The following is a 22,884-nucleotide window of genomic DNA, read 5'->3' as shown; positions in this document are numbered from 1 at the left end:
GGCTTGTGAGCCACGGTGATTCGCATAACTTGGCATCGACTTACGTGTCCGGTTCCTCGCCATCGCCGTACCCGCGAATGCTATCGTTTCCGTTGTGGCAGATGAGCTATCGCTCCGTACCCGTATTTGGCTATGGGCGGTGCGCAAAGAATACGGGCTTGCGCGCAAGCTCTTACCGGATGTCTATTCGAATGATGCGCTGATCTGTTTCAACAGTCATGCTTTTATGGATGATCCGGAGTTTCAGCGCGCATATCAGCGCGGTGTCCGTGCTCTCGGTGGCACGGACTGGTATCAGTGGCACTGGCGGGTGCATGTCGGGTTGTGGGCCGCGGCAAGCGCCAGCAAGGTAGAGGGCGATTTCGTCGAGTGTGGTGTCAGCTACGGGTTTTTGAGCAGCGCCATCATGGAGTACCTCGATTGGGATCGGTTGGGCAAGACGTTCTACCTGCTCGATACCTTCGCTGGACTCGATCCGCGCTTCGTCAGCGCGGGTGAACGCGACGCCGGGGCGCTCGAGAAGAGCGAAGAGCTCGTACGAAACGGCATGTACGTGAGCTCGGTGGACAGCGTCAAGGCGAACTTCGCGCAGTGGAAGAATCAGCGTGTCATCGCCGGAGCCGTTCCCGAAACGCTTGAGGAAGTCGACGCGGACGCGGTGGCGTTCCTGCACATCGACATGAACTGTGCCCCGCCCGAAATCGCCACGCTCCGTCATTTCTGGCCACGACTTTCGCCGGGAGCGTTCGTGCTCCTGGACGATTACGCGAACCGCGGGCGTGACGAGCAGCGCCTCGCCATTGATGAGTTGGCACGCGAGCTGGGCGTGTACGTCGTTGCATTACCCACGGGTCAGGGTCTCATCATCAAGCCGCCACGCTAGCGACTAAATCCTTTACCCAGCCTTGCGGAGGGCGGCGGCTTCGAAGAGATCGGCCGCCTTCGTGACGCTTTCGGTGGGTGTTGTCATCCGGGAGGCGAGCTCGCGGGCGTTGGCGGCGCACTCCGGGGTAAGGATCCGGCGCAGGTCGGCTACCAACGATTCGCGGGTAGTGGACGAGAAGCGCCGGGCTGCACCGACTTTCAAGCGGCCGAGCTGATTGCCCCAATACGGCTGATCGGCCGAGCTCCACAGGATCAGGGTGGGAATTCCAGCGCGAAGGCTTGCCGCAGTGGTACCCGATCCGCCGTGATGCACGATGGCGCGTGAGGCGGCGAACACCGTCGCGTAGTTCACGGCACCCACCACCTTCACATGGTCGGAAGTTTCGATGTCGCCGAAGTCGGTCCCGCCGGCGCAGACCAACGCCCGCTCGCCCAGTTCTGCGCAGGCCGAGCTGATCATTTCGACTGTGTCGGCGGGAGATTCGACCGGGATACTCCCGGTCGCGAAACAGATCGGCGGTGTGCCCGCGGCAATCCACGAGGCCACGCCCTCATCGGCATCGGTAGTGAGTCCCATCGTGAGCGCACCCACAAAGGGGCGTTGGCCATTCCACTTCTTCCATTCGGCTGCCAGGCCCGGGACGCAAATATCGTCGTAGGCCTGGATTTCCAACGAGCCTCGTTCGGCGATCCGCCGCGGTGAGGAGCTGGTCGCTCTCGGCAAGCCCAGCTCACGCCGTTGCGCGTCCTCGGCGTCCTTCGTCGAGCGCCAGAACAACCATTCGGATGCGGCCGCTCCGGAGCGGACGAGAGCAGCGGGCAGCGCCGGGATCAGTCGGCCATTGGGCCGCATCGGAAAGTGGTGCAGCATGACCAACGGAATGTCGTAGTACTCGGCGACATTGGCGGCAGATTGTTCGAAATTCAGTCCGGTCGACAACAGATCGGCCCCGTCTGCCAGCGATGTCAGCGTCGCGCCTGTTTCTGCCCAATATCGAGCAATGGGTTCCCAGAGCTCGCGCAACGAGCCAACAGGATTTCGGATCACCTGAGCCCAGAAGTTTCGGAGGAAATCCTCGCGCAGGAACGCCTGTATCTCGGGGCCGTACGCGACTGTCTTGAGTCCTGCGGCCTGCGAGAAATCAATGAGGTCGGGCGGGACGGCCAGGTGCACGTCGTGCCCCCGGCGCAGCAGCTCGCGTCCAATACTGACGGACGGCTCGACATCGCCGCGAGTGCCGTAACACGCCAGCGCAAACTTCATACCGTTCCTGGCCCTTCAGTTGTGGTCGATGGTGGACCGAGTACTCGGTCATTATCTCTGGTTCTCCAACTGTCGCAAGGCAGTTCGGAGTTCGATAAGTAAGTCCGGAACTCGGAACTCTGTCATACTCCGTTTATGGCACGCAGTAATCAGGTGCGAAAGTCGCGAGACTGGGTCCTGTTCAAGCTGAACGAGCAGTTCACCCAGGGAGTCCAGAAGTTCATTTACCGGTATGCCACCGGCAGGCTTGAATCCGATGACGTCAGGTTCCTCAATTACGGTTACGAAGAGGATCCGGTAATGGATGTGCAGCTCGCGGCTTCCGATGAGCCCGACCGGTATTCCATTCAGCTTTATCACAGCACCGCCGCTCAAGCGGACCTCAATGGTAAACGGGTGTTGGAGGTCGGTTGTGGCCACGGCGGAGGAGCCTCGTACCTCGTGCGTACCGCGCATCCCGCCTCATACACCGGGCTAGACCTCAACCCCGTGGGTATCGACTTCTGTCGGAGGAGACACGATCTCCCGGGCTTGGAGTTCAGACAGGGAGATGCTGAGGATCTACCGTTTGCCGATCAATCTTTCGATGCGGTAATCAATATCGAATCCTCGCATCTATATCCACGCTTTCCGGTCTTCCTTACCGAGGTGGCACGTGTGCTGCGCCCGGGCGGATATTTCCTCTATGCAGATGCGCGTAGCTCTCAGGAGGTCGCCGGTTGGAAGGTGGCGCTCGCGAACGCGCCGCTGCGGATGGTCTCGGAGCGGCCGATCAACGCCGAGGTTAGGCGCGGGATGGAGAAGCACCTGGATCGGTGGCAATACGTGATCGACCGAGCGACTCCCGCACTCCTGCGCGGGTTGGTTCGTAGGTTCGCCCCAGCCCGGCGTGCTTACGAGGACCTGCGGAGTGGAGGTTCGGTGGAGTACCGGATGTACAGCTTCACCAAGGTCTAGGTGGAGCGGCAGATTCGTCTTGCGCCAGGGAATTTCATCGGTTGTCTACCCATCGCGTAGGTATAGTCGACCCATGAACGTCGTCGATTCAATTGAACGCGGTCTGGATTGGCTGGCGACGCCCAGGCACCTACCCGGACGCCTGGAGATGGAGACTCGGCGGGGGAGGCGTCTGGAACTCGAGGTTGTGTCTCTCGCGATCCGGATGCCTATCGCCGGAGGGGTCATGGTGCGGATCCCGGTGTTCATGATGTTGATGCCGGCCGGGTCATCGCCCATTGAGGGATCCCATGCTCGCTCCGAGCATCCAGATGACTAACTAATTTTCCGTAACGCCGCGCCACGTATCGCCTATAGGCCTGGTATATCGCCGACGCGGCGGCACCTCAAAGGCCTCCCCAGCATCTCTCTGGGTTTATGACTCGGACCTTGCCGGTGTCCGTGATCGCAGAACCTGTGAACTTGGTCTGCGCGACGTAATGCAGAACGGTATGGAAGACCGGTACGCTAGTGACCGAACCCTGCATAACAATGTTTTTCATGGAGTTTGTTGTGGCGTCGATGGAGGCCGTTGAGGTGGTCAAACGACGGTGGAAATCTGCGGTATTTCTTATAGATAAGAACTTAATTCGTAGTGGTATGTCACCACATTTACTTCTCGGCGGCTGCAGTCGTGGCACATCCTGTTGCTAGAACTGTCCTCCTGGTGTCAATTTGAAGATGAATCTTAATTCAGGTCGCCGTGAGTTCATTGGATGCGCACCAAGCCGTAACACTCTCGGCAAGACTCGCAATGTGGCGATGCCGACCTAGCCGTCTTTGAACTCGGAAAACTGTTCAAGCATTGAAGTATTGGCTACTTCTTCAAGCTACTTAATCAATACGCGCAGCGAGGTTTCATATTGGGTAACGCCCGTCTCCAGTTCTGGTGCAGTACTTTGCTGAATCGAGGCGATATTGACAGCAATCTAGTTGCTCTCGCGCGCGGACCGAAGTCCGACTTACGTGGCGGGCATAGACTTGGTATACTCGTGTGTGCAATCATCGCAACAGTTTGATGTATCTATAATGCTTTCTGACCTGGCTATATACTGAAATAATAAAATCATGGCTAATTGCTTGCAGTAGCGAACAGGGATGTGTCAAAGTTACGAAGATTAGAACTTTATGAAACCCCGTACGCTGCTATAAATTCAGTCGTATGTTTGCGATGTCCACCCAAGCAACCTGGAGAAAGCGTGAGCATCAATCCATTTGATGACGACAAGGGCAGTTTTTTCGTCCTGGTCAACGACGAGGAGCAGCACAGCCTGTGGCCGGGCTTTGCCGAGGTGCCCGACGGTTGGCGGGTGGTTTTTGGTGAAGCGGACCGCGCCGCATGTCTCGAGTACATCGAACAAAACTGGACCGATATCCGGCCGAAGAGCCTGCGAGAGAGATTGGCGCAGGGTGGGGGTCTCGAGCGCTGAACCTTCGGAGAGGGGGCAGTCGAATGTTGGAATCTGAAGGCGGTGCATTACCGCTTTCGCGCGGACAATTGGATATCTGGCTTTCACAGGAAAGCGGACTTGTCGGCGCAGAGTGGCAGCTCGGCCTTTTGGTTCGGATCGAGGGAAAAGTAGAACGAGTTCTACTTGAGCGGGCCATCCGTCAGGCAATGACGGAGGCTGAACCCGCTCGCGCGGCCTTCTTCGAGGTAAACGGTCAGATAGTTCAGAGGCCGATCGATCATTCGGATCTCGAGCTGGTCTTCGATGATCTGCGTGATTCAGATGATCCGGTCGCGCGGGCCCGCGAGATGGCATCGTCTATCCAACGCTCGCTGATGCCATTGACCGGCCAGCTGTTGAAATTCGCGTTGTACCGGACAGCGGAGGATGAGTACTACCTGTTCGGACTGTGCCATCACATCAACCTGGATGGGTTGGGCATGGCCGTGCTGAGCCGCCGATCCGCATCGATCTACACGGCGATGGTCGCAGGCGAACCCATTCCTCCCGCGTACTTCGGCACGCTGCAGGACCTGGTCGATTTGGAGTCGGAGTATGTCGCGTCCGGTGACTACGCCGAAGATAAGGAGTACTGGAGCCGCAACCTTCCCCCGGAAAGCGGGCTCGATTACCGGATGCCGCACGCCACGGAGGATTCCGACGGCTACAAGCCATCGGACTCCGCTCAGATGGCTGACAGCACGGTCGGCCAAATAAAAGACCTGACAAAGGTTTTGCGCATTCGCCGATACTCGGTCATCACCGCCGCATGCGCGTTGTTGGTGCGGGGATGGTCCACGACCGGCTCAGAGGTGGCCCTCGATTTTCCGGTGAGCAGGCGTGTCCGGCCGGAGTCCAAGACGCTCCCCGGCATGCTGGCCGGGGTGGTGCCGCTGGTACTCAACGCCCCGCCGGAATCCACGGTCGCCGAATTCTGCCGCCATGTTGACACGCGCATTCGCGAGCTGCTGAAACACCAGCGGTTCCCCGTGCACACTCTCGAGGACGGGGAATTCGGGCTCCGGGGCCCCCGGCATGCGGGAAATCGTGTCGCCGTCAACTTCATTCCGTCCAGACTCACCTTGGACCTCGGCGGTGCTCCCGCGACGGCGACGTTCACCAACCACGGCCCCATGGGTCACTTCGGGCTCTTCTTTATTGGAGCCAGTGATCAGCTGGTCCTCAGCTCATCGGGTGACGGGGAGCCGTTCGCGCAGTTCGGAGTGCCGAATCTGGCGGTCCGGTTGCAGCGCCTGCTATCTGAGATGGCTGCCGACCCAGATCGTCGACTTTCTACGCTGGACTCACTCGTCGGCGACGAGCGCGCCGGACTGAATGAGCTCGGCAACACGGCCGTGTTGACCCGGCCCGCGCCTACGCGAATATCGATTCCGGAACTATTCGCACAACAAGTGGCCGCCGATCCCGGGGCCGCTGCACTCACCTTCGCGGACCGCACCCTGACGTACCGTGAGCTCGATGACGCCGCCGACCGATTGGCGAGTCGGCTTGTGGCCCAAGGAGTGGGCCCCGGCGAACGGGTGGTCCTGCTCTCGGAGCGGTCGGCCAATGCGGTCATAGGAATATTGGCTGTACTCAAGACCGGGGCGGCGTACCTGCCGATCGACCCGGCGGTGCCGGCGTCGCGGCTGGAGTTCATCCTCGCCGACGCCGCGCCGATCGCGGCGATCACCACTGCCGGGCTAAGAACGCGCCTACAAGATTTCGACCTCGCCGTCATCGATCTCGATGAACCCGTCGCCGACACCGAACGCGGCGCCGTGCTGTCGGCGTCCACGCCCGGCCCAAGCGCAGATGACATCGCGTACATCATCTACACCTCGGGTACCACCGGAGCTCCCAAAGGCGTTGCCGTCACCCACCACGGCGTCACTCAGCTGATGGTTTCGCTGGATGCCGGTCTGCTCAACCCCGGGGTGTGGCCGCTCTGCCACTCCTTGGCGTTCGACGCTTCGGTCTGGGAGATCTGCGGTTCGCTGTTGCGTGGCGGCCGGTTGGTCGTGGTGCCCGAATCGGTCGCGGGGGCGCCCGAAGATTTCCAGGACATGCTGGTCGCGGAACAGGTCACCGTGCTCACACAGACCCCATCTGCCGTGGCGATGCTTTCGCCGGAAGGTCTGGAGTCCACGGCGCTGGTGGTGGTGGGCGAGGCCTGCCCTGCCGCCGTCGTTGACCGGTGGGCACCCGGCCGGGTGATGATCAACGCCTACGGCCCGACCGAGACCACCATGTGCGTGGCGATCAGTGCTCCTCTGAAAGCAGAGCAGCCGGGTTCGGGTGTGGTGCCGATTGGCTCGCCGGTGCCCGGGGCGGCGCTGTTCGTGTTGGACACCTGGATGCAACCGGTGCCCGCCGGTGTCGTCGGCGAACTGTATGTCGCCGGTGACGGCGTCGCGTGTGGATACATCGGCCGATCCGATCTGACGGCGTCGCGCTTTGTGGCCTGCCCGTTCGGGGAGCCGGGTACACGCATGTATCGCACTGGAGATCTGGTGTCCTGGGGCGATGATGGGCAGCTGCAGTATCTGGGCCGCGCCGACGAGCAGGTCAAGATCCGCGGGTACCGCATCGAGCTCGGCGAGGTCCAAACCGCGTTGAGTGCCCTCGACGGGGTGGATCAGGCGGCAGTGATCGCCCGTGAGGACCGACCTGGGGACAAACGCCTCGTCGGCTATATCACGGGTACCGCGGATCCTGTCGAAGTGCGCAGCACGCTGGCGAAACACCTTCCGCCCTATATGGTTCCGGCCGTGGTGGTGGTGCTTCAGGCGCTGCCACTGACCTCCAATAACAAACTGAACACCCGCGCTTTGCCGGCTCCCGAATATGGCGGCCTGGGTACCGACTACCGGCCTCCCGGTACTGCGGTGGAAGAGATCCTGGCCGGTGTCTACGCCCAGGTGCTCGGTGTCGAGCGCGTCGGAATCGATGACTCCTTCTTCGATCTGGGCGGCGACAGCATCCTGTCTATGCAGGTGGTCGCCCGTGCTCGGGCGGCGGGGGTGCTATGCCGACCGCGTGACGTTTTCATCGAGCAGACCGTGGCGCGGCTGGCCGTGGTGGCCGAAATCTCTGGTGGCGAAGCCGATGTCGTGGACGAAGGCCTCGGTCCCGTGGAAGTCACCCCGATCATGCGCTGGCTGCATGGCGTGCAGGATGCCGCTGGCTCGATCAACGAGTTCAATCAAACTCTCGTGGTGCAGGCACCTTCCGAGGTGACTGAGTACGACGTGACTGTCGTATTGCAGGCGCTGTTGGATCGGCATGCCACCCTGCGACTCCGCGTGCAGGAAGAGGTTGCGGACAATGGCGGCGGATGGTCGCTTCTGGTCCCGGAGACGGGATCGGTAGACGCCCGCGATTGCCTGCGTGTAGTCGACGCGTTATCTGATGAGGCGTTGGTGGCGGCACGTTCTCGGTTGAATCCGGCCACCGGATCGATGCTCAGCGCGGTGTGGGATCCCGGCGCCGGTCAGTTGGCATTGGTGATTCACCACCTGGCCGTCGACGGGGTGTCGTGGCGAATTCTGTTGGAAGACCTGAACATCGCCTGGGCACAGCATCACAGCGGAGGGGATGTGGTGCTGCCGACCGGCGGAATCTCATTCGCCCGCTGGTCGTCACTGCTGTCCGAGCATGCGCGTTCCGCGGATGTGGTGGGGCATGCCGATGCCTGGCGGCAGGTCTTGACCACCCCGACGCGGGTGTCGGCGGTGCAACCGGGTACGGACACCTATGCCAACGCCGGACGATTGTCGGTGTCATTGGATGCCGAGACCACGCGACAACTGCTGGGTGAGGTACCTGCGGCGTTTCACGCTGGGGTGCAAGACATTCTGCTGATCGCGTTCGGGCTGGCTTGGAACGAATTCCTGGGTGCCGGCGGAGCGCCGGTCGGATTCGATGTCGAGGGCCATGGGCGTCAGGAAGAGATCGGCGGGGCTGCTCATCGGCACCTTGACCTGTCGCGCACGGTTGGGTGGTTCACCACCAAGTACCCCGTGTCACTGGCTGTGGGTGAGCTGTCGTGGGCACAGGTGGCGGCTGGCGAGGCTGTTCTCGGCCAGGTGATCAAGGCCGCGAAGGAACAGCTGCGTGCGCTACCCGACGGCTTGACCTATGGGCTGCTGCGTTACCTGAACCCTGATGTCGATCTGAGCGAGTCGGAGCCGACCATTGGGTTCAACTACCTCGGGCGCCTGGGTGCGGGAGCGTCCGACCTCTCCGAGGAATTCTGGCGGATAAGCCAAGACAGTCTGTCGATGACCGATGTGGCCGCGGCGATTTCGATGCCGTTGGCGCACTCGGTGGAGCTCAACGCCGGAACAATGGATACCGAGTCTGGTCCTGAGCTCCGCGCCAACTGGTCCTGGGCACCTTCGGTGCTGGACGGTGCGCAGGCTGATCGGTTGAGCCAGTTGTGGTTCGACGCGTTGGCCGGGATCTGCGCACATGTGCGTTCCGGCGGAGGCGGACTGACGCCGTCCGATGTGTCACCGGCCCGACTGACCCAACAGCAGATCGATATGTTGGTGCAGCAGTACGAGATCGCCGACGTCCTCCCGCTGACCCCGCTACAGCAAGGGCTGCTGTTCCAGGCCGGTTTTGCTGAGGCAACTGGGGATTCGGTTGACGATGATGTGTATGCGGTGCAGCTGGCTCTTACCGTGACCGGTCCTCTTGATCCGGGCCGTCTGCACGATGCGGTGTACACCGTGGTGAAACGACACCCGAATCTTGCTGCTCGATTCAGCGAGGAGTACGGGGAGCCGGTGCAGATTATGCTTGCCGAGCCCGTAATCGCTTGGCAGCATGTTGAATTGAACGGCGATGTCGATGAGCAGGTGGAGCAGCTGTGCGCTGCCGAGCGTGCCGCGGTCTGCCAGATTTTCACCGAACCGGTCTTCCGGGCGACGCTCATCTCGGGGCTCGGCGGTCCAGCTGAGAACCGGCACCGGCTCGTGTTGACCGCGCACCACATCGTGATCGACGGCTGGTCGCTGCCGATCCTGTTGCAGGAAATCTTCACCGCCTACTACGGGCAGCGCTTGCCCACGGCTACGCCGTATCGCAACTTCGTCACCTGGTTGGCAGGGCAGGATCGCGATGCGGCGCAAGCGGTATGGGGCGCAGCTCTCGACGGCTTCGAGACCCCCACACTCGTGGGTTCGCTCGCCACGGCAGGACGCCGAGGTGTCGAGTCCTACCGGATGTCCGAGCAGGTCACCCGGTCACTCACCGAGCTGGCACGAGCACAGCGCACCACTGTCAACACGGTGCTGCAGGCCGCGTGGGCTCAAGTGCTGACATGGCTGACCGGTCAGCATGACGTCGCATTCGGCACCGCGGTGTCGGGCCGCCCCGCCGACTTGGCCGGAGCGGACTCGATAGTCGGCCTGCTGATCAACACGGTGCCGGTGCGCGCGAACATCACGGCGGCCACCACCGTCGCCGATCTTCTGGATCAGCTGCAACGTACCCACAACGACACCGTCGAGCACGAGCACCTGGCGCTCAACGAGATTCACCACGCCGTTGGTCTCGACCGACTTTTCGACACCCTTTTTGTGTACGAGAACTACCCGATCGACGCGGGCGCGCTGTTGGGTGTGCAGGAGTTGGCCATCACCGACTTCACCAGCCGTGAATACAACCACTACCCGTTGTCGGTCGTTGCCATGCCGGGCCACGAGTTGGGTCTACGTGTCGAATTCGATACGGATGTATTCGAATTGGCCGAAATCGAGACCCTTGTCGACAGGCTGCGTCAGGTGCTCACGGCCATGACTGCCGATCCCGCCACACGACTGTCCTCCATCGATCTGCTGGATTCCGGTGAACACGACCGGTTGGACCAGTGGGGTAACCGCGCGGTGCTGACCCGTCCGGAATCGGTATTGACGTCGATTCCGGAGCTCTTCGCCGCACAGGTCGCGCGCGCCCCGGAGGCGGTCGCGATCACTTGTGGCGAGAGGTCTTGGACCTACGGCGAATTGGATGTGAAAGCCAACCGGTTGGCGAACCATTTGGCAGGCTGCGGTGCCGGCCCGGGTGAGCGGGTGGCGCTGCTGCTTCCCCGTACCGGTGAGGCGATCGCCGCGATACTGGCCGTGCTGAAAACCGGGGCGGCGTATCTGCCGATCGACCCGGCGCACCCGGACTCGCGGATCGAGTTCGTGCTGCGCGACGCAGCGCCGATCGCCGCGGTCACGGCAGCGGACCTGTTGCCGCGGCTTAGCGCGTCCGGTGTGCCCGCGATCGATATCGACGATCCTGCCGTGAACATGCAGCTGGACACCGCATTGCCCCTGCCGGCCGTGGACGACATCGCGTACATCATCTACACCTCGGGGACCACCGGCGCACCCAAGGGTGTTGCGGTCACCCACCGCAATGTCGCCCAGCTGTTGGAATCGCTTGACGCTGAACTGGCCTTGGGGCAGGTCTGGACGCAATGCCATTCTCTGGCCTTCGACTACTCGGTGTGGGAAATCTGGGGTGCGCTGCTCTACGGCGGGCGACTGCTCATCGTGCCCGACGCGGTCGTCCGCTCCCCGGAAGAGCTGCACGCCTTGCTCGTCAGCGAGCAAGTCAGTGTCCTGAGTCAGACGCCTTCGGCGTTCTACGCGTTGCAAACCGCCGATGCGCTGCAGCCCGAAATGGGGCAGCAGCTCAAACTGCAGACAGTGGTATTCGGTGGAGAAGCGCTTGAACCGCAGCGCCTTTCCTCTTGGTTCGATAGCCACCCGGGGCTGCCGCGCATGATCAACATGTACGGCATCACCGAGACGACAGTGCACGCCTCGTTCCGCGAGATCGGTGACGGGGATGTCGATAGCAACAGCAGCCCAATCGGCGTGCCGTTAGAGCATCTCGCCTTCTTCGTTCTGGATGGCTGGCTGCGACAGGTGCCGGTGGGCGTCGTCGGTGAGTTGTACGTGGCAGGTTCCGGACAGGCGAGCGGATACCTCGGCCGTTCGGATCTGACGACAACCCGGTTCGTCGCATGCCCATTCGGGGCGCCGGGCTCGCGGATGTACCGCACCGGGGACCTGGTGCAGTGGGGCGAAGACGGACAGCTGCGGTACGTGGGACGTGCCGACAAGCAGGTGAAGATCCGCGGGTACCGCATCGAACTCGGTGAAGTCCACGCGGCACTCGCCCGCGTGGACGGCGTAGACCAAGCGGCGGTGATCGCCCGCGAGGACCGCCCCGGCGACAAACGACTGGTCGGCTACTTCACCGAATCCGTCACCGGGACTTTGGATCCCGCCACAGTGCGTGCCGCGCTGGTCGAACGCCTGCCTGCTTATATGGTTCCGGCCGCAGTCGTGCTGTTGGACGCCTTGCCGTTGACTGTCAATGGCAAGCTCGACACCCGTGCGCTGCCGGCACCCGAGTATCAGGATGCCGACCACTACCGTGCCCCAGCGGATGCGATCGAGGAGATCCTGGCTGGTATCTATGCCCAGGTGCTGGGTGTCGAGCAGATCGGGGTCGACGATTCGTTCTTCGACCTTGGCGGCGACAGCATTTCGTCCATGCAGGTGGTGGCTCGTGCGCGAGCTGCTGGTCTGCTGCTGCGGCCGCGCGATATCTTCGTAGAGCAGACTGTGGCACGGCTGGCCCACGTAGCCACGTTTGCCGACGGTCAGACTGCCGTCGTCGACGCGGGCACCGGTGCGGTGGTGGCCACCCCGATCATCCGGTGGCTGCACGGGCTCGGCAATCCGAGTGGCTCTGTGGCCGAGTTCAACCAGACGGTCGTGCTGCAAGCTCCCGCGGGAGTCACCGACGACGATGTGGTCACCGTGCTGCAGGCCCTGCTGGATCGGCATGCCACCCTAAGGTTGCGCGCGGAAGGCAATGGCGAAACCGGTAGCGCCGCGGGATGGTCGCTGACCGTGCCCGAGGCGGGATCGGTTGATGCACGTGAGTGCCTGCTGTCGGTGGATGTGCTCTCCGATGAGGCGCTGTTGGAGGCCCGGTCGCGTTTGAACCTGGCCACCGGGTCGATGCTCAGCGGGTTGTGGGAACGCGGCCGCAGCAGGCTGATATTGATAGTCCACCATCTGGCGGTTGACGCGGTTTCATGGCGAATTCTCTTGGAAGACTTCAACATCGCCTGGGCGCAGCATCATGGCGGTCAGCCGGTGGAGCTGCCGTCCGGCGGGACATCTTTCGCCCGGTGGGCGACGCTGCTCGACGAGCGCGCGCGCTCTGCCGACGTGGTGGCGTTGGCAGACACCTGGCGGCAGGTGGAGGCGATTCCGGCCGCGCTCCCGGCGGTGCAACCCACGATGGATACATACGCCAGCGCGGGACAGTTATCGGTATCGCTGGACTCCGACCTCACTCGACAGCTCCTGGGTGAGGTGCCCACTGCGTTCCACGCTGGGGTGCAAGACATTCTGCTGATCGCTTTCGCCTTGGCGTGGAACGAATTCCTCGGCTCGGGTGGCACGCCGATCGGCATCGACGTCGAAGGACACGGCCGTCAGGAAGAGCTCGGCGACGCCGATCTCTCGCGCACAGTGGGCTGGTTCACCAGTAAGTACCCGGTGTCGTTGGCAGTGGCTGAGCTGTCCTGGGCACAGGTGGTGGCCGGCGATGCTGCTCTAGGTCCAATCATCAAGGGCGCCAAGGAACAACTGCGCGCCTTGCCGGACGGACTGACCTATGGGCTGCTGCGGTACTTGAACTCTGATGTCGACGTCGCAGGCCCGGACCCGGCGATCGGATTCAACTACCTGGGCAGGCTCGGCGCCGGTGGTGCCGACCTCACCGATGATCTGTGGCGGATTGACCAGGACGGGGTGTCGATCACCGCCGCGGCGACGGCAGTGCCCACACCGTTGGGACACACCGTCGAACTCAACGCCGGTGTGATGGAAGGCGCCTCGGCCGACTCAGGTCGTTTGCATGCGACCTGGACGTGGGCGCTCTCGGCGTTGAGCCACGACCAGATCGACAGGATCAGTCGGCTCTGGTTCGACTCGCTGGCCGGGATCTGCGCGCATGTGCGTGCCGGTGGTGGCGGCCTGACTCCGTCCGATGTCGTCCCGGCCCGACTGAGCCAGCGGCAGATCGACGAGCTACACGAACAACATCAGATCGCCGACGTGTTGCCGTTGACCCCGCTGCAGCAGGGACTGTTGTTCCACTCGAATCTGGCGCCAGACGCCGGCCCAGATGGTCTGGACGGCAGCGATGACCTCTATGCGGTGCAGCTAGATGTCGCATTGAGCGGCCCGCTCGATCCGCAACGGTTACGCGAGGCGGTGCACACCGCGATCAAACGTCGCCCGAACGTGGTGGCGACGTTCTACGAAGAGTTCGGCGAGCCGGTGCAGCTCATCCCCGCTGATCCCGAGCTGGCGTGGCAATTTGTCGAGCTGGACGGCGCTGATGTCGAGGAGCAGGTCGAACTACTCGCGGCCACCGAACGGGCGGCGGTATGCGACCTGACTGGCCAACCGGCCTTCCGGGCAGCGTTGGCCAGGACCGGAGCAGACCAGTACCGGTTCTTGCTCACCAATCACCACATCGTGCTCGATGGATGGTCCAAGCCGATCCTGCTGCAGGAGATCTTCGCCAGCTACTTCGGTGAGCGCTTGCCTGCGCCGGTGTCGTACCGCCGGTTTGTCACCTGGCTGGCCGGACAGGACAACACCGCGGCAAGATCGGCCTGGCACAAGGTGTTTGACGGTTTCGAGACTCCGACGCTCGTCGGACCGGCGGGCCGGATGACGCTTGGACGGCGAGGCGTCGAATCCTTCCAGGTATCCGCCGAGACCACGCAGGCCCTCGGCGAACTGGCGCGCTCCTGCCGAACCACGGTCAGCACGGTGTTGCAGGCCGCGTGGGCGCAACTGCTGATCTGGCTGACCGGCCAGCACGACGTCGCGTTCGGCACCGCGGTGTCGGGCAGGCCGACCGATCTCGTAGGCGCGGAATCGATGGTGGGCCTGTTGATCAACACGGTGCCGGTCCGCGCAACCATCACTCCTACCACTACCATCGCCGACCTGTTGAACCAGCTGCAAGGCGCCTACGGAGACACGTTGGAGCATCAGCACCTGGCGCTCAACGAGATTCACCATGTCGTCGGACACGACCAGCTGTTCGACACGATGTTCGTATACGAGAACTACCCGATCGACACGGCCGCACTGTCGCGGGTGCACGAGTTATCGATCACCGCGTTCAGCAATCGTGAATACAACCACTATCCGCTGGCGGTTCAGGCGACACCGGGGCACGAGCTGGGTCTTCGCGTCGAATTCGACACCGATGTCTTCGACGTCGTCCGTATTGGGAAGTTGGTCAAGAGGTTCCAGCGCGTGCTGGAGGCCATGACATCCGATGTAAAAGGGAAGCAGAAGGAGCCGTCATGAGCGCCGACCCCAGCCGGACGTTGTTGTCGATGGATCTTCTCGACGACGGTGAACACGACCGACTCGACGAGTGGGGTAACCGGGCGGTACTCACCGAGCCCGCGCCCGTGGCGGTCTCGATCCCGGTGCTGTTCGACACGCAGGTGGAGCGCGCTCCGGAGACCGTGGCGTTGGTATGCAGAGATCGGTCGTGGACCTACCGCCAGCTGGACCAGGTGACCAATCGCTTGGCCCACCTGTTGGCCGGGCAGGGTGCGGGCCCGGGTGAGGTTGTGGCGCTGCTAGTTCCGCGTTCGGGCGAGGCAATCATCGGGCTTTTGGCGGTGCTCAAGACCGGCGCGGCATATCTGCCGATCGACCCCGCCCATCCGGACGAACGCATCAGGTTCATGGTCTCTGATGCGGAACCGATAGCGACACTGACCACCTCGGACTTGAGCTCGCGGTTCGACGGACTCGATGTGCCGGTTGTCGAGATCGACGATCCGGTGGTCGACGGCCAACCAAGCTCTGCGCTTTCGGCACCGGAACCCGATGACCTCGCCTACATGACCTACACCTCTGGCACGACGGGTGTGCCCAAGGCGGTGGCGGTCACCCATCACAACGTCACCCAGTTGGTGGATGCGGTGCGTGCCGATCTGCCCGCCGGGCCGGGGCAAGTGTGGTCGCAGTGGCATTCGCTGGTCTTCGATGTTTCAGTGTGGGAGATATGGGGCGCGCTGTTGCACGGTGGCCGGCTGGTGGTGGTACCCGAATCGATCGCATCCTCGCCGGACGATCTCCACGATCTGTTGATCAACGAAAAAGTCAGCGTCCTCTGCCAAACCCCTTCGGCAGCAGGGATGTTATCGCCGGAACGGTTGGAGTCGACAACTCTCATCGTCGCCGGTGAAGCCTGCCCGACCGAGCTGGTGGATCGATGGGCCACAAGCGGACGAACGATGATCAACGCTTACGGTCCGACCGAATCGACGATCTATGCGGCGATGAGCGGACCGCTGACACCGGGATCCAATGTGGCTCCGATTGGTTCGCCGGTGCCCGGGGCGGCGCTGTTCGTTCTGGACAAGTGGCTGCGACCGTCGCCGGAGGGTGTGGTCGGCGAACTGTATGTGGCCGGTAATGGGGTGGCGTCCGGGTACGCGCATCGCTCCGGGCTGACCGCATCGCGGTTCCTTGCCTGCCCGTTCGGTGGCCCGGGTGCGCGGATGTACCGCACCGGCGACCTGGTGCAGTGGGGTGAGGACGGCCAGCTGCAGTATCTGGGCCGCGCGGACGAGCAGGTGAAAATCCGCGGCTATCGCATCGAACTCGGGGAGATCCAGGCAGCACTGGCGCGGCTGGATGGGGTGGAGCAGGCGGTGGTGATCGCCCGTGAGGACCGTCCCGGCGACAAGCGCCTCGTCGGCTACATCATGGGAACCGCCGATCCGCTCGAAGCCCGCACCGCACTCGCCGAACGACTGCCGGCGTATATGGTTCCGGCCTCAGTGGTGGTGCTCGAGACTCTGCCATTGACGGTGAACGGCAAATTGGACAAGCGCGCCCTACCGGCACCCGAATACCGCAGTGTTGGTACGGATTACCGGGCGCCGTCCGGCCCGGTCGAGAAAATCTTGGCTGATATCTATGCCCAGGTTCTCGGGGTGGACCGCGTGGGCGTCGATGAATCATTCTTCGATCTGGGTGGCGACAGCATCCTGTCGATGCAGGTGGTGGCGCGGGCACGTGCGGCCGGGGTGCTGTGCCGGCCGCGCGACATCTTCGTCGAGCAAACCGTCGCCGGGGTAGCCGGGGTGGCTTCCCTCTCGGATGGCCAGGCCGATGTCGTCGATGAGGGTATCGGCGCGGTGCAGGCCACCCCGATCATGCATTGGCTCCACGGCGTGCAGGGGCCCGTAGACCAGTTCAACCAGACATTGGTTCTGCAGGCTCCGGCCGGGGTGAACGAGGACGACGTAGTCGTGGTGCTGCAGGCGCTATTGGATCGGCATGCGACCCTGCGGTTGCGCACGCAGGACGACGGTGCTTCCGAGAACGGAGCATGGTCGCTGCTGGTCCCGGAGAAGGGTGCGGTGGATGCGCGTGAATGCCTACGCGTTGCCGAAACCCTTTCCGACGCATCGTTGGTGGCGGCCCGTTCGCGCTTGAACCCGGCCGCCGGGGCGATGCTGAGCGCGGTGTGGGTGCCCGAGACCGGGCAATTGGCGTTGATGATCCACCACCTCGCTGTCGACGGTGTGTCGTGGCGAATTCTTTTGGAAGACTTGAACATCGCCTGGGTGCAGCACCACAGCGGCCAGCCGGTGGAGCTGCCAACGGGCGGGACGTCATTCGCCCGTTGGGCTTCGCTGCTCGAGGAGCACGCGCGTTCTGCGGAGGTGGTGGCCCAGGCCGATACCTGGCGAGAGGTGACGGCGGTTCCCGCGGCATTGCCCGCGGTGTTACCCGAGTTGGACACCTACGCCACGGCGAAAACGTTGTCGGTGTCGCTCGACACCGAGACAACCCGGGAGCTGCTGGGTGATGTGCCGGCGGCGTTTCACGCTGGGGTGCAAGACATTCTGCTGATTGCGTTCGGATTGGCCTGGAACGAATTCCTGGACTCCAACGCCGCCTCGATCGGCATCGGCGTTGAAGGCCACGGGCGTCACGAAGAGCTGGCAGACGATGTCGATCTGTCGCGCACCGTCGGCTGGTTCACCACCAAATACCCGGTGGTCCTGAGCGTCGGTGGACTTTCCTGGGAAGAGGTAGCGGGCGGAGCGGCCACCTTGGGGCCAATCGTCAAGGGCGCCAAGGAACAGTTGCGTGCACTTCCGGACTCGTTGACCTATGGCTTACTGCGCTATTTGAACCCCGACGTCGATCTGTCCGCGTCGGAGCCGACCATCGGATTCAACTACCTCGGGCGCCTCGGCGCCGGTGCCGCGGATCTCACCGACGAGCTATGGCGGATCAACGAGGACAGTCTGTCCTCGACCGGTGTGGCCTCATCCGTGTCCATGCCGCTGATGTACACAGTGGATCTCAACGCCGGAATCGTCGAGGGGCATGCCGAGGCGGGCGCAGATACCGACTCCGGACCGCATCTGCGAGCGGGCTGGACGTGGGCACCCTCGTCAGTCACCGAGCCTCAGGTGCAGCGGCTGAGTCAGCTGTGGTTCGAGGCACTCGCCGGGATCTGCGCACATGTTCGCAGTGGTGGCGGTGGGTTGACTCCCTCCGATATCGCTCCCGCCCAGCTGAGCCAGCACCAGATCGACGAGCTGCACGAAGAGCACAACATCGTCGATGTGCTGCCGTTGACACCCATACAACAGGGCTTGCTCTTCCACACCACGTTCGCACGCGCGGCCGGGGTGCTGGGGGACGACGCGGCAGGAATCGACTTCTATGCGGTGCAGCTCGATATCACGGTGACCGGTCTTGTCGACCAGCTCCGGCTCCGCGACGCGGTTCACTCCGTCGTCCGCCGTCATCCCAACCTTGCCGCCCGCTTCTTCACTCAGTTCGGCGAGCCGGTACAGGTGATTCTTGCCGACCCGGTGATCGCCTGGCGATACCTCGACCTTCGTGGTGACGATCTGACCCCCGATGAGGAGATTCAGCAGCTCTGCGCCGCCGAGCGCGCCGCGGTCTGCGATCTCGCGGACCGGCCGACCCTCCGTGCGGCGTTGATTCGGACAGAAGGGAACCAGCACCGGTTCGTCCTGACGTTCCACCACGTCGTGATCGACGGCTGGTCGCTCCCGATCCTGCTGCAGGAGATCTTCGCGAGCTACTTCGGGCAGCGCCTTCCGGCGCCTGCGTCGTACCGCAACTTCGTCGGCTGGCTGGATAATCAGGATCGCGACGCCGCGCGAGCGGCATGGGCCAAGGCTCTCGAAGGCTTCGATGCCCCGACGCTTGTCGCCGCACCGGCCCCGCCGGGACCGCGAGGCGTCGAGTCCTATCGGGTGTCCGCCGAGATCACCCAGGCTCTCGGCGATCTCGCGCGGTCACAGCACACCACCATCAGCACGGTGTTGCAGGCCGCGTGGGCGCAGCTGCTCATGGTGGCGACCGGCCAGCAAGACGTCGCTTTCGGTACTGCGGTCTCGGGGCGGCCGGCGGAGTTGGTCGGGGCAGACTCGATTGTGGGCCTGCTGATCAATACGGTGCCGGTGCGAGCGCGTGCCACGGCGAACACGACGGTCGCGGAGCTGCTGGAGCAGCTGCAACACGCCCGCAACGACACACTCGAACACGAGCATCTAGCGCTCAACGACATCCACCATATTGCCGGGCACGAGCTGTTGTTCGACACTCTCTTTCTGTACGAGAGCTATCCGATCGACACCAGCGCGTTCATGGGCGTGCAGGAGTTGGCCGTCACCGAGTTCACCACCCGCGAGTACAACCACTACCCGCTGTCGGTGATGGCATTGCCGGGTCATGAGTTGGGTATTCGCGTCGAGTACGACACCGACAAGTTCGATGTGGCCGGCATCGCAGCGCTGATCGAGCGGTTGCAGCGGGTGCTGATTTCCATGACCGTCGACCCCACCCAACGGCTCTCGTCGATGGATGTATTGGACGCCGGTGAGCAGGAGCAGCTCGATGACTGGGGTAACCGGTCGGTTTTGGCCACGGGGTCGGAGCCGGTGCTGTCCATTCCGGAGGTCTTCGCCCAGCAGGTGGATCGGGCTCCGGAGGCGGTGGCGCTGACATTCGAGGGTCGCTCGATGACTTATGGCGAGCTCGACGAGGCCGCCAACCGGCTGGCCAATCTCCTCGCCGTCTACGGTGCCGGTCCCGGTGAATCGGTGGCGCATTTCATGCCGCGCTCCGACAAGGCAATCGTGGCTATGTTGGCGATCCTCAAGACGGGGGCGTCGTATCTGCCGATCGATCCATCGGTGCCGGACGCACGGCTGGAGTTCATGCTCACCGACGCCGTGCCGATCGCAGCCGTCACCACCGGTGATCTGCGCGCCCGGTTGGACGTGTCCGGCGTGCCGATCGTCGAATTCGATGATCCTGACGAGGATCTCACCGGTGCCATCTTCGGCAGCACCACGTTGTTGACCCCAGCTCCCGACGACATTGCGTACACGATCTACACCTCGGGTACCACGGGCGTCCCCAAGGGCGTGGCTATAGCGCACGGCAACGTGACGCAGGCGCTGAAGTTGCCGCTCACGCACATGCCCACGGGACCGGGTGAGGTGTGGACGCAGGCGGGGTCTCTGGTTTTCGACATCACCGTCTGGGAGATCTTTGGCGCGCTGCTGCACGGTGGCCGACTGGTTATCGTGCCGGATTCGGTGGTTCGCTCGCCTGATGACTTCCGTGACTTGCTGATCGCCGAACGAGTCACCGTCTTGTTCCAGACTCCGTCAGCAGTCGGAATGTTGTCACCGGAGGGACTGGACGGCATCACGCTAATTGTTGCCGGTGAGGCGTGCCCGATCGAGCTGGTGGATAAGTGGGCGCCCGGGCGGGTGATGATCAACGGCTACGGACCGACAGAGACGACGATCTACGCCACGTTCGGAGAACTGACAGCGGGATCGGGCGCGGTGCCGATCGGTACCCCGGTGCCCGATGCCGGATTGTTCGTGTTGGACAGATGGATGCGGCCGGTGCCGGCCGGTGTGGTCGGCGAGTTGTACGTGGCAGGCCTTGGCGTCGGTATCGGGTATGTACGCCGCCCCGGGTTGACCGCGTCTCGGTTTACGGCCTGCCCGTTTGGGGAGCCGGGGGCGCGCATGTACCGCACCGGAGATTTGGTGCGGTGGGGTGTCTCAGGTGCTACGGCTGGGCAGCTCGAGTATCTGGGCCGCGCCGATGAGCAGGTGAAGATCCGCGGCTTCCGCATCGAGCTGGGTGAGATTCAGGCAGCCTTGGCGGACCTTGATGGGGTGGAGCAGGCGGTGGTGATCGCCCGTGAGGACCGCCCCGGCGACAAGCGCTTGGTCGGTTACTTCGTCGGGAACGCCGACTCGGCCGAGTTGCGCAGCGCGTTGGCGAAGCGACTTCCGCCGTACATGGTGCCCGCCGCGGTGGTGGCACTGGAGGCTCTGCCGCTGACGGTCAACGGCAAACTTGACAGGCGCGCCCTGCCTGCACCCGATTACGACGACGCCACGCGTTACCGTGCCCCGGCGACGGCGGTTGAGGAGACCCTGGTTGGCATCTATGCCCAGATCCTGGGTATCGAGCGGGTCGGGACCGATGACTCCTTCTTCGATCTGGGCGGGGACTCGATATCCGCGATGAGGTTGGTTGCCGCGATCAACACGGCCTTCGATGCCCAACTGGCGGTACGAACCTTGTTCGAGGCACCGTCCGTGCGCAGCCTGAGCGTGCATGTGGACGCCGCCGCCGGTGCCGAAGCCAGCGGACCGAGCTACGCGTCCGTGCATGGGCCCGGTGCCACCGAGGTGAGGGCCAGCGACCTCACGCTGGACAAGTTCATCGATGACGAGACGTTGCAGATCGCTCCGACGCTGCCCCGCGCCGGCACGACCGTGCGGACCGTACTGCTGACCGGGGCGACCGGATTCCTCGGCCGCTACCTGGTCCTGCAATGGCTGAAAGAGCTGGAACAGGTTGACGGCACGCTCATTTGCCTGGTGCGGGCCAAGTCTGAGGAAGACGCGCGGCGCCGCCTTGACAACACCTTCGACAGCGGCGATCTAGAGCTCATCCGGGTTTACGAAGCTCTCGCGACTAACCGCCTGCAGGTGATTGCCGGCGATAAGGCAGAACCCAGCCTGGGTCTGGACGAAGACACCTGGCAGCGGCTGGCCGACACCGTCGACCTGATCGTCGATTCCGCGGCATTGGTCAACAGTGTTCTGCCCTACAGCGAGCTGTTCGGACCCAACGTGGTGGGCACGGCGGAGCTGATCCGGTTCGCGCTGACTGCGAAGCTCAAGCCGTACACGTTCGTCTCGACAGCCGATGTCGGTCGCGAGATCGAGAAATCGACGTTCCTCGAGGACGCCGATATCCGGCTGATCAGCTCCACCCGGCCCTCCGACGGGAGTTACGCCAACGGCTACGGCAACAGCAAGTGGGCGGGCGAGGTATTGCTCCGTGAGGCCCACGAGCAGGTTGGGCTGCCGGTCACGGTGTTCCGCTCGGGCATGATCATGGTCGGCACCAGTTACGCGGGCCAAGTGAACGCCTCTGACACGGTCGCCCGGATGGTGCTGAGCATCGTCGCCACCGGCGTGGCACCCCATTCCGTCTACCGGCTCGCCGATGACGGCAATCGTCAGCGTGCGCACTTCGACGGGCTGCCCGTGGAATTCGTTGCGGAGGCGATCACCACGCTGGGAGGCCAGGCCGCCGGTTCATCCGCCGGATCCTTCACGGGATTCGAGACCTACCACGTGATGAACCCCCACGATGACGGTATCGGGATCGATGAGTACGTTGACTGGCTGATCGAGGCCGGTCACCCGATCGAGCGCATCAGCGATTTCAGCGAGTGGGTGACGCGGTTCGAGGCCGGCTTGCATGCCTTGCCGGATCATCAACGCCAGGGATCCGTGTTGCAGATGTTGAAGATCTTGCAGGATCACGGTTGGGACGGGAAGCCGCCGGAGCCCTCGCGGGGGTCCATGGCTCCGGCGGACAGGTTCCAGGCTGCCGTGCGACAGGCGAAAATCGGCTCCGGTCACGACATTCCGCAAGTCTCGGCGCCGATTATCGCCAAATATGCCAGCGACTTACAATTGCATGGATTGCTCTAGAGTGCGAGAAATGGTTGGGGCCGCAACGCAAGTTTTTCCATGATGGCTAAGTCAATTGAGCCGCCTTCTGTTGGAATGATTCGCTATCTATCGAATGCGCACAAAGCAATTCGGCGAAT

7 protein-coding genes are annotated in these 22,884 nt (G+C 63.1%); 6 read left to right on the top strand and 1 reads right to left on the bottom strand.

Features of this window, described 5'->3' with window-relative positions:
• The first annotated feature begins 94 nt into the window (after window positions 1–94).
• A complete protein-coding gene (locus tag MLB1_RS07155; protein ID WP_180748943.1) occupies window positions 95–883 on the top strand; it encodes a TylF/MycF/NovP-related O-methyltransferase in 789 nt (262 codons plus the stop codon).
• 12 nt (window positions 884–895) lie between these two features.
• On the opposite strand, the gene MLB1_RS07150 is transcribed toward MLB1_RS07155, so the two are convergent.
• The gene (locus tag MLB1_RS07150) at window positions 896–2,149 is read right to left on the bottom strand and encodes a glycosyltransferase (protein WP_180748942.1); all 1,254 of its coding nucleotides are present in this window, start codon (window positions 2,147–2,149) and stop codon (window positions 896–898) included.
• 177 nt (window positions 2,150–2,326) lie between these two features.
• On the opposite strand from MLB1_RS07150, the gene mtf2 reads away from it, so the two are divergent.
• From mtf2 to MLB1_RS07125, 5 genes are all read left to right on the top strand, one after another.
• The gene (gene mtf2 / locus MLB1_RS07145) at window positions 2,327–3,106 is read left to right on the top strand and encodes a fatty-acid O-methyltransferase Mtf2 (RefSeq protein WP_180749737.1); all 780 of its coding nucleotides are present in this window, start codon (window positions 2,327–2,329) and stop codon (window positions 3,104–3,106) included.
• Between the two features lie 73 nt (window positions 3,107–3,179).
• On the top strand, window positions 3,180–3,425 hold the full coding sequence (locus tag MLB1_RS07140; RefSeq protein ID WP_180748941.1) for a hypothetical protein: 246 nt from the start codon (window positions 3,180–3,182) through the stop codon (window positions 3,423–3,425).
• Between the two features lie 919 nt (window positions 3,426–4,344).
• Complete coding sequence (locus tag MLB1_RS07135) at window positions 4,345–4,575, top strand: MbtH family protein (RefSeq protein WP_180748940.1); 231 nt, start codon at window positions 4,345–4,347, stop codon at window positions 4,573–4,575.
• A gap of 23 nt (window positions 4,576–4,598) precedes the next feature.
• Window positions 4,599–15,014 carry a non-ribosomal peptide synthetase gene (locus MLB1_RS07130; protein ID WP_180748939.1) on the top strand — a complete coding sequence of 3,472 codons (10,416 nt, stop codon included), beginning with the start codon at window positions 4,599–4,601 and terminating at the stop codon, window positions 15,012–15,014.
• Window positions 15,011–22,765 (top strand): non-ribosomal peptide synthetase, encoded by a 7,755-nt coding sequence (locus MLB1_RS07125; protein ID WP_180748938.1) that lies wholly within the window; start codon window positions 15,011–15,013, stop codon window positions 22,763–22,765. The genes MLB1_RS07130 and MLB1_RS07125 overlap by 4 nt, the downstream gene beginning before the upstream one ends.
• Window positions 22,766–22,884 lie beyond the last annotated feature (119 nt).

This window comes from Mycobacteroides sp. LB1 (genome assembly GCF_013449725.1).
Classification (GTDB): Bacteria; Actinomycetota; Actinomycetes; order Mycobacteriales; family Mycobacteriaceae; genus Mycobacterium.
Note: the sequence above shows the minus strand (reverse complement) of the source record. Positions and strands in the feature narration are given on the sequence as shown.

Bases quoted from the DNA above. Each gene is read 5' to 3' on its own strand.
- MLB1_RS07150 (WP_180748942.1), bottom strand. From the start codon at position 2,149: ATGAAGTTTGCGCTGGCGTGTTACGGCACTCGCGGCGATGTCGAGCCG.
- MLB1_RS07140 (WP_180748941.1), top strand. From the start codon at position 3,180: ATGAACGTCGTCGATTCAATTGAACGCGGTCTGGATTGGCTGGCGACG.
- MLB1_RS07130 (WP_180748939.1), top strand. From the start codon at position 4,599: ATGTTGGAATCTGAAGGCGGTGCATTACCGCTTTCGCGCGGACAATTG.
- MLB1_RS07125 (WP_180748938.1), top strand. From the start codon at position 15,011: ATGAGCGCCGACCCCAGCCGGACGTTGTTGTCGATGGATCTTCTCGAC.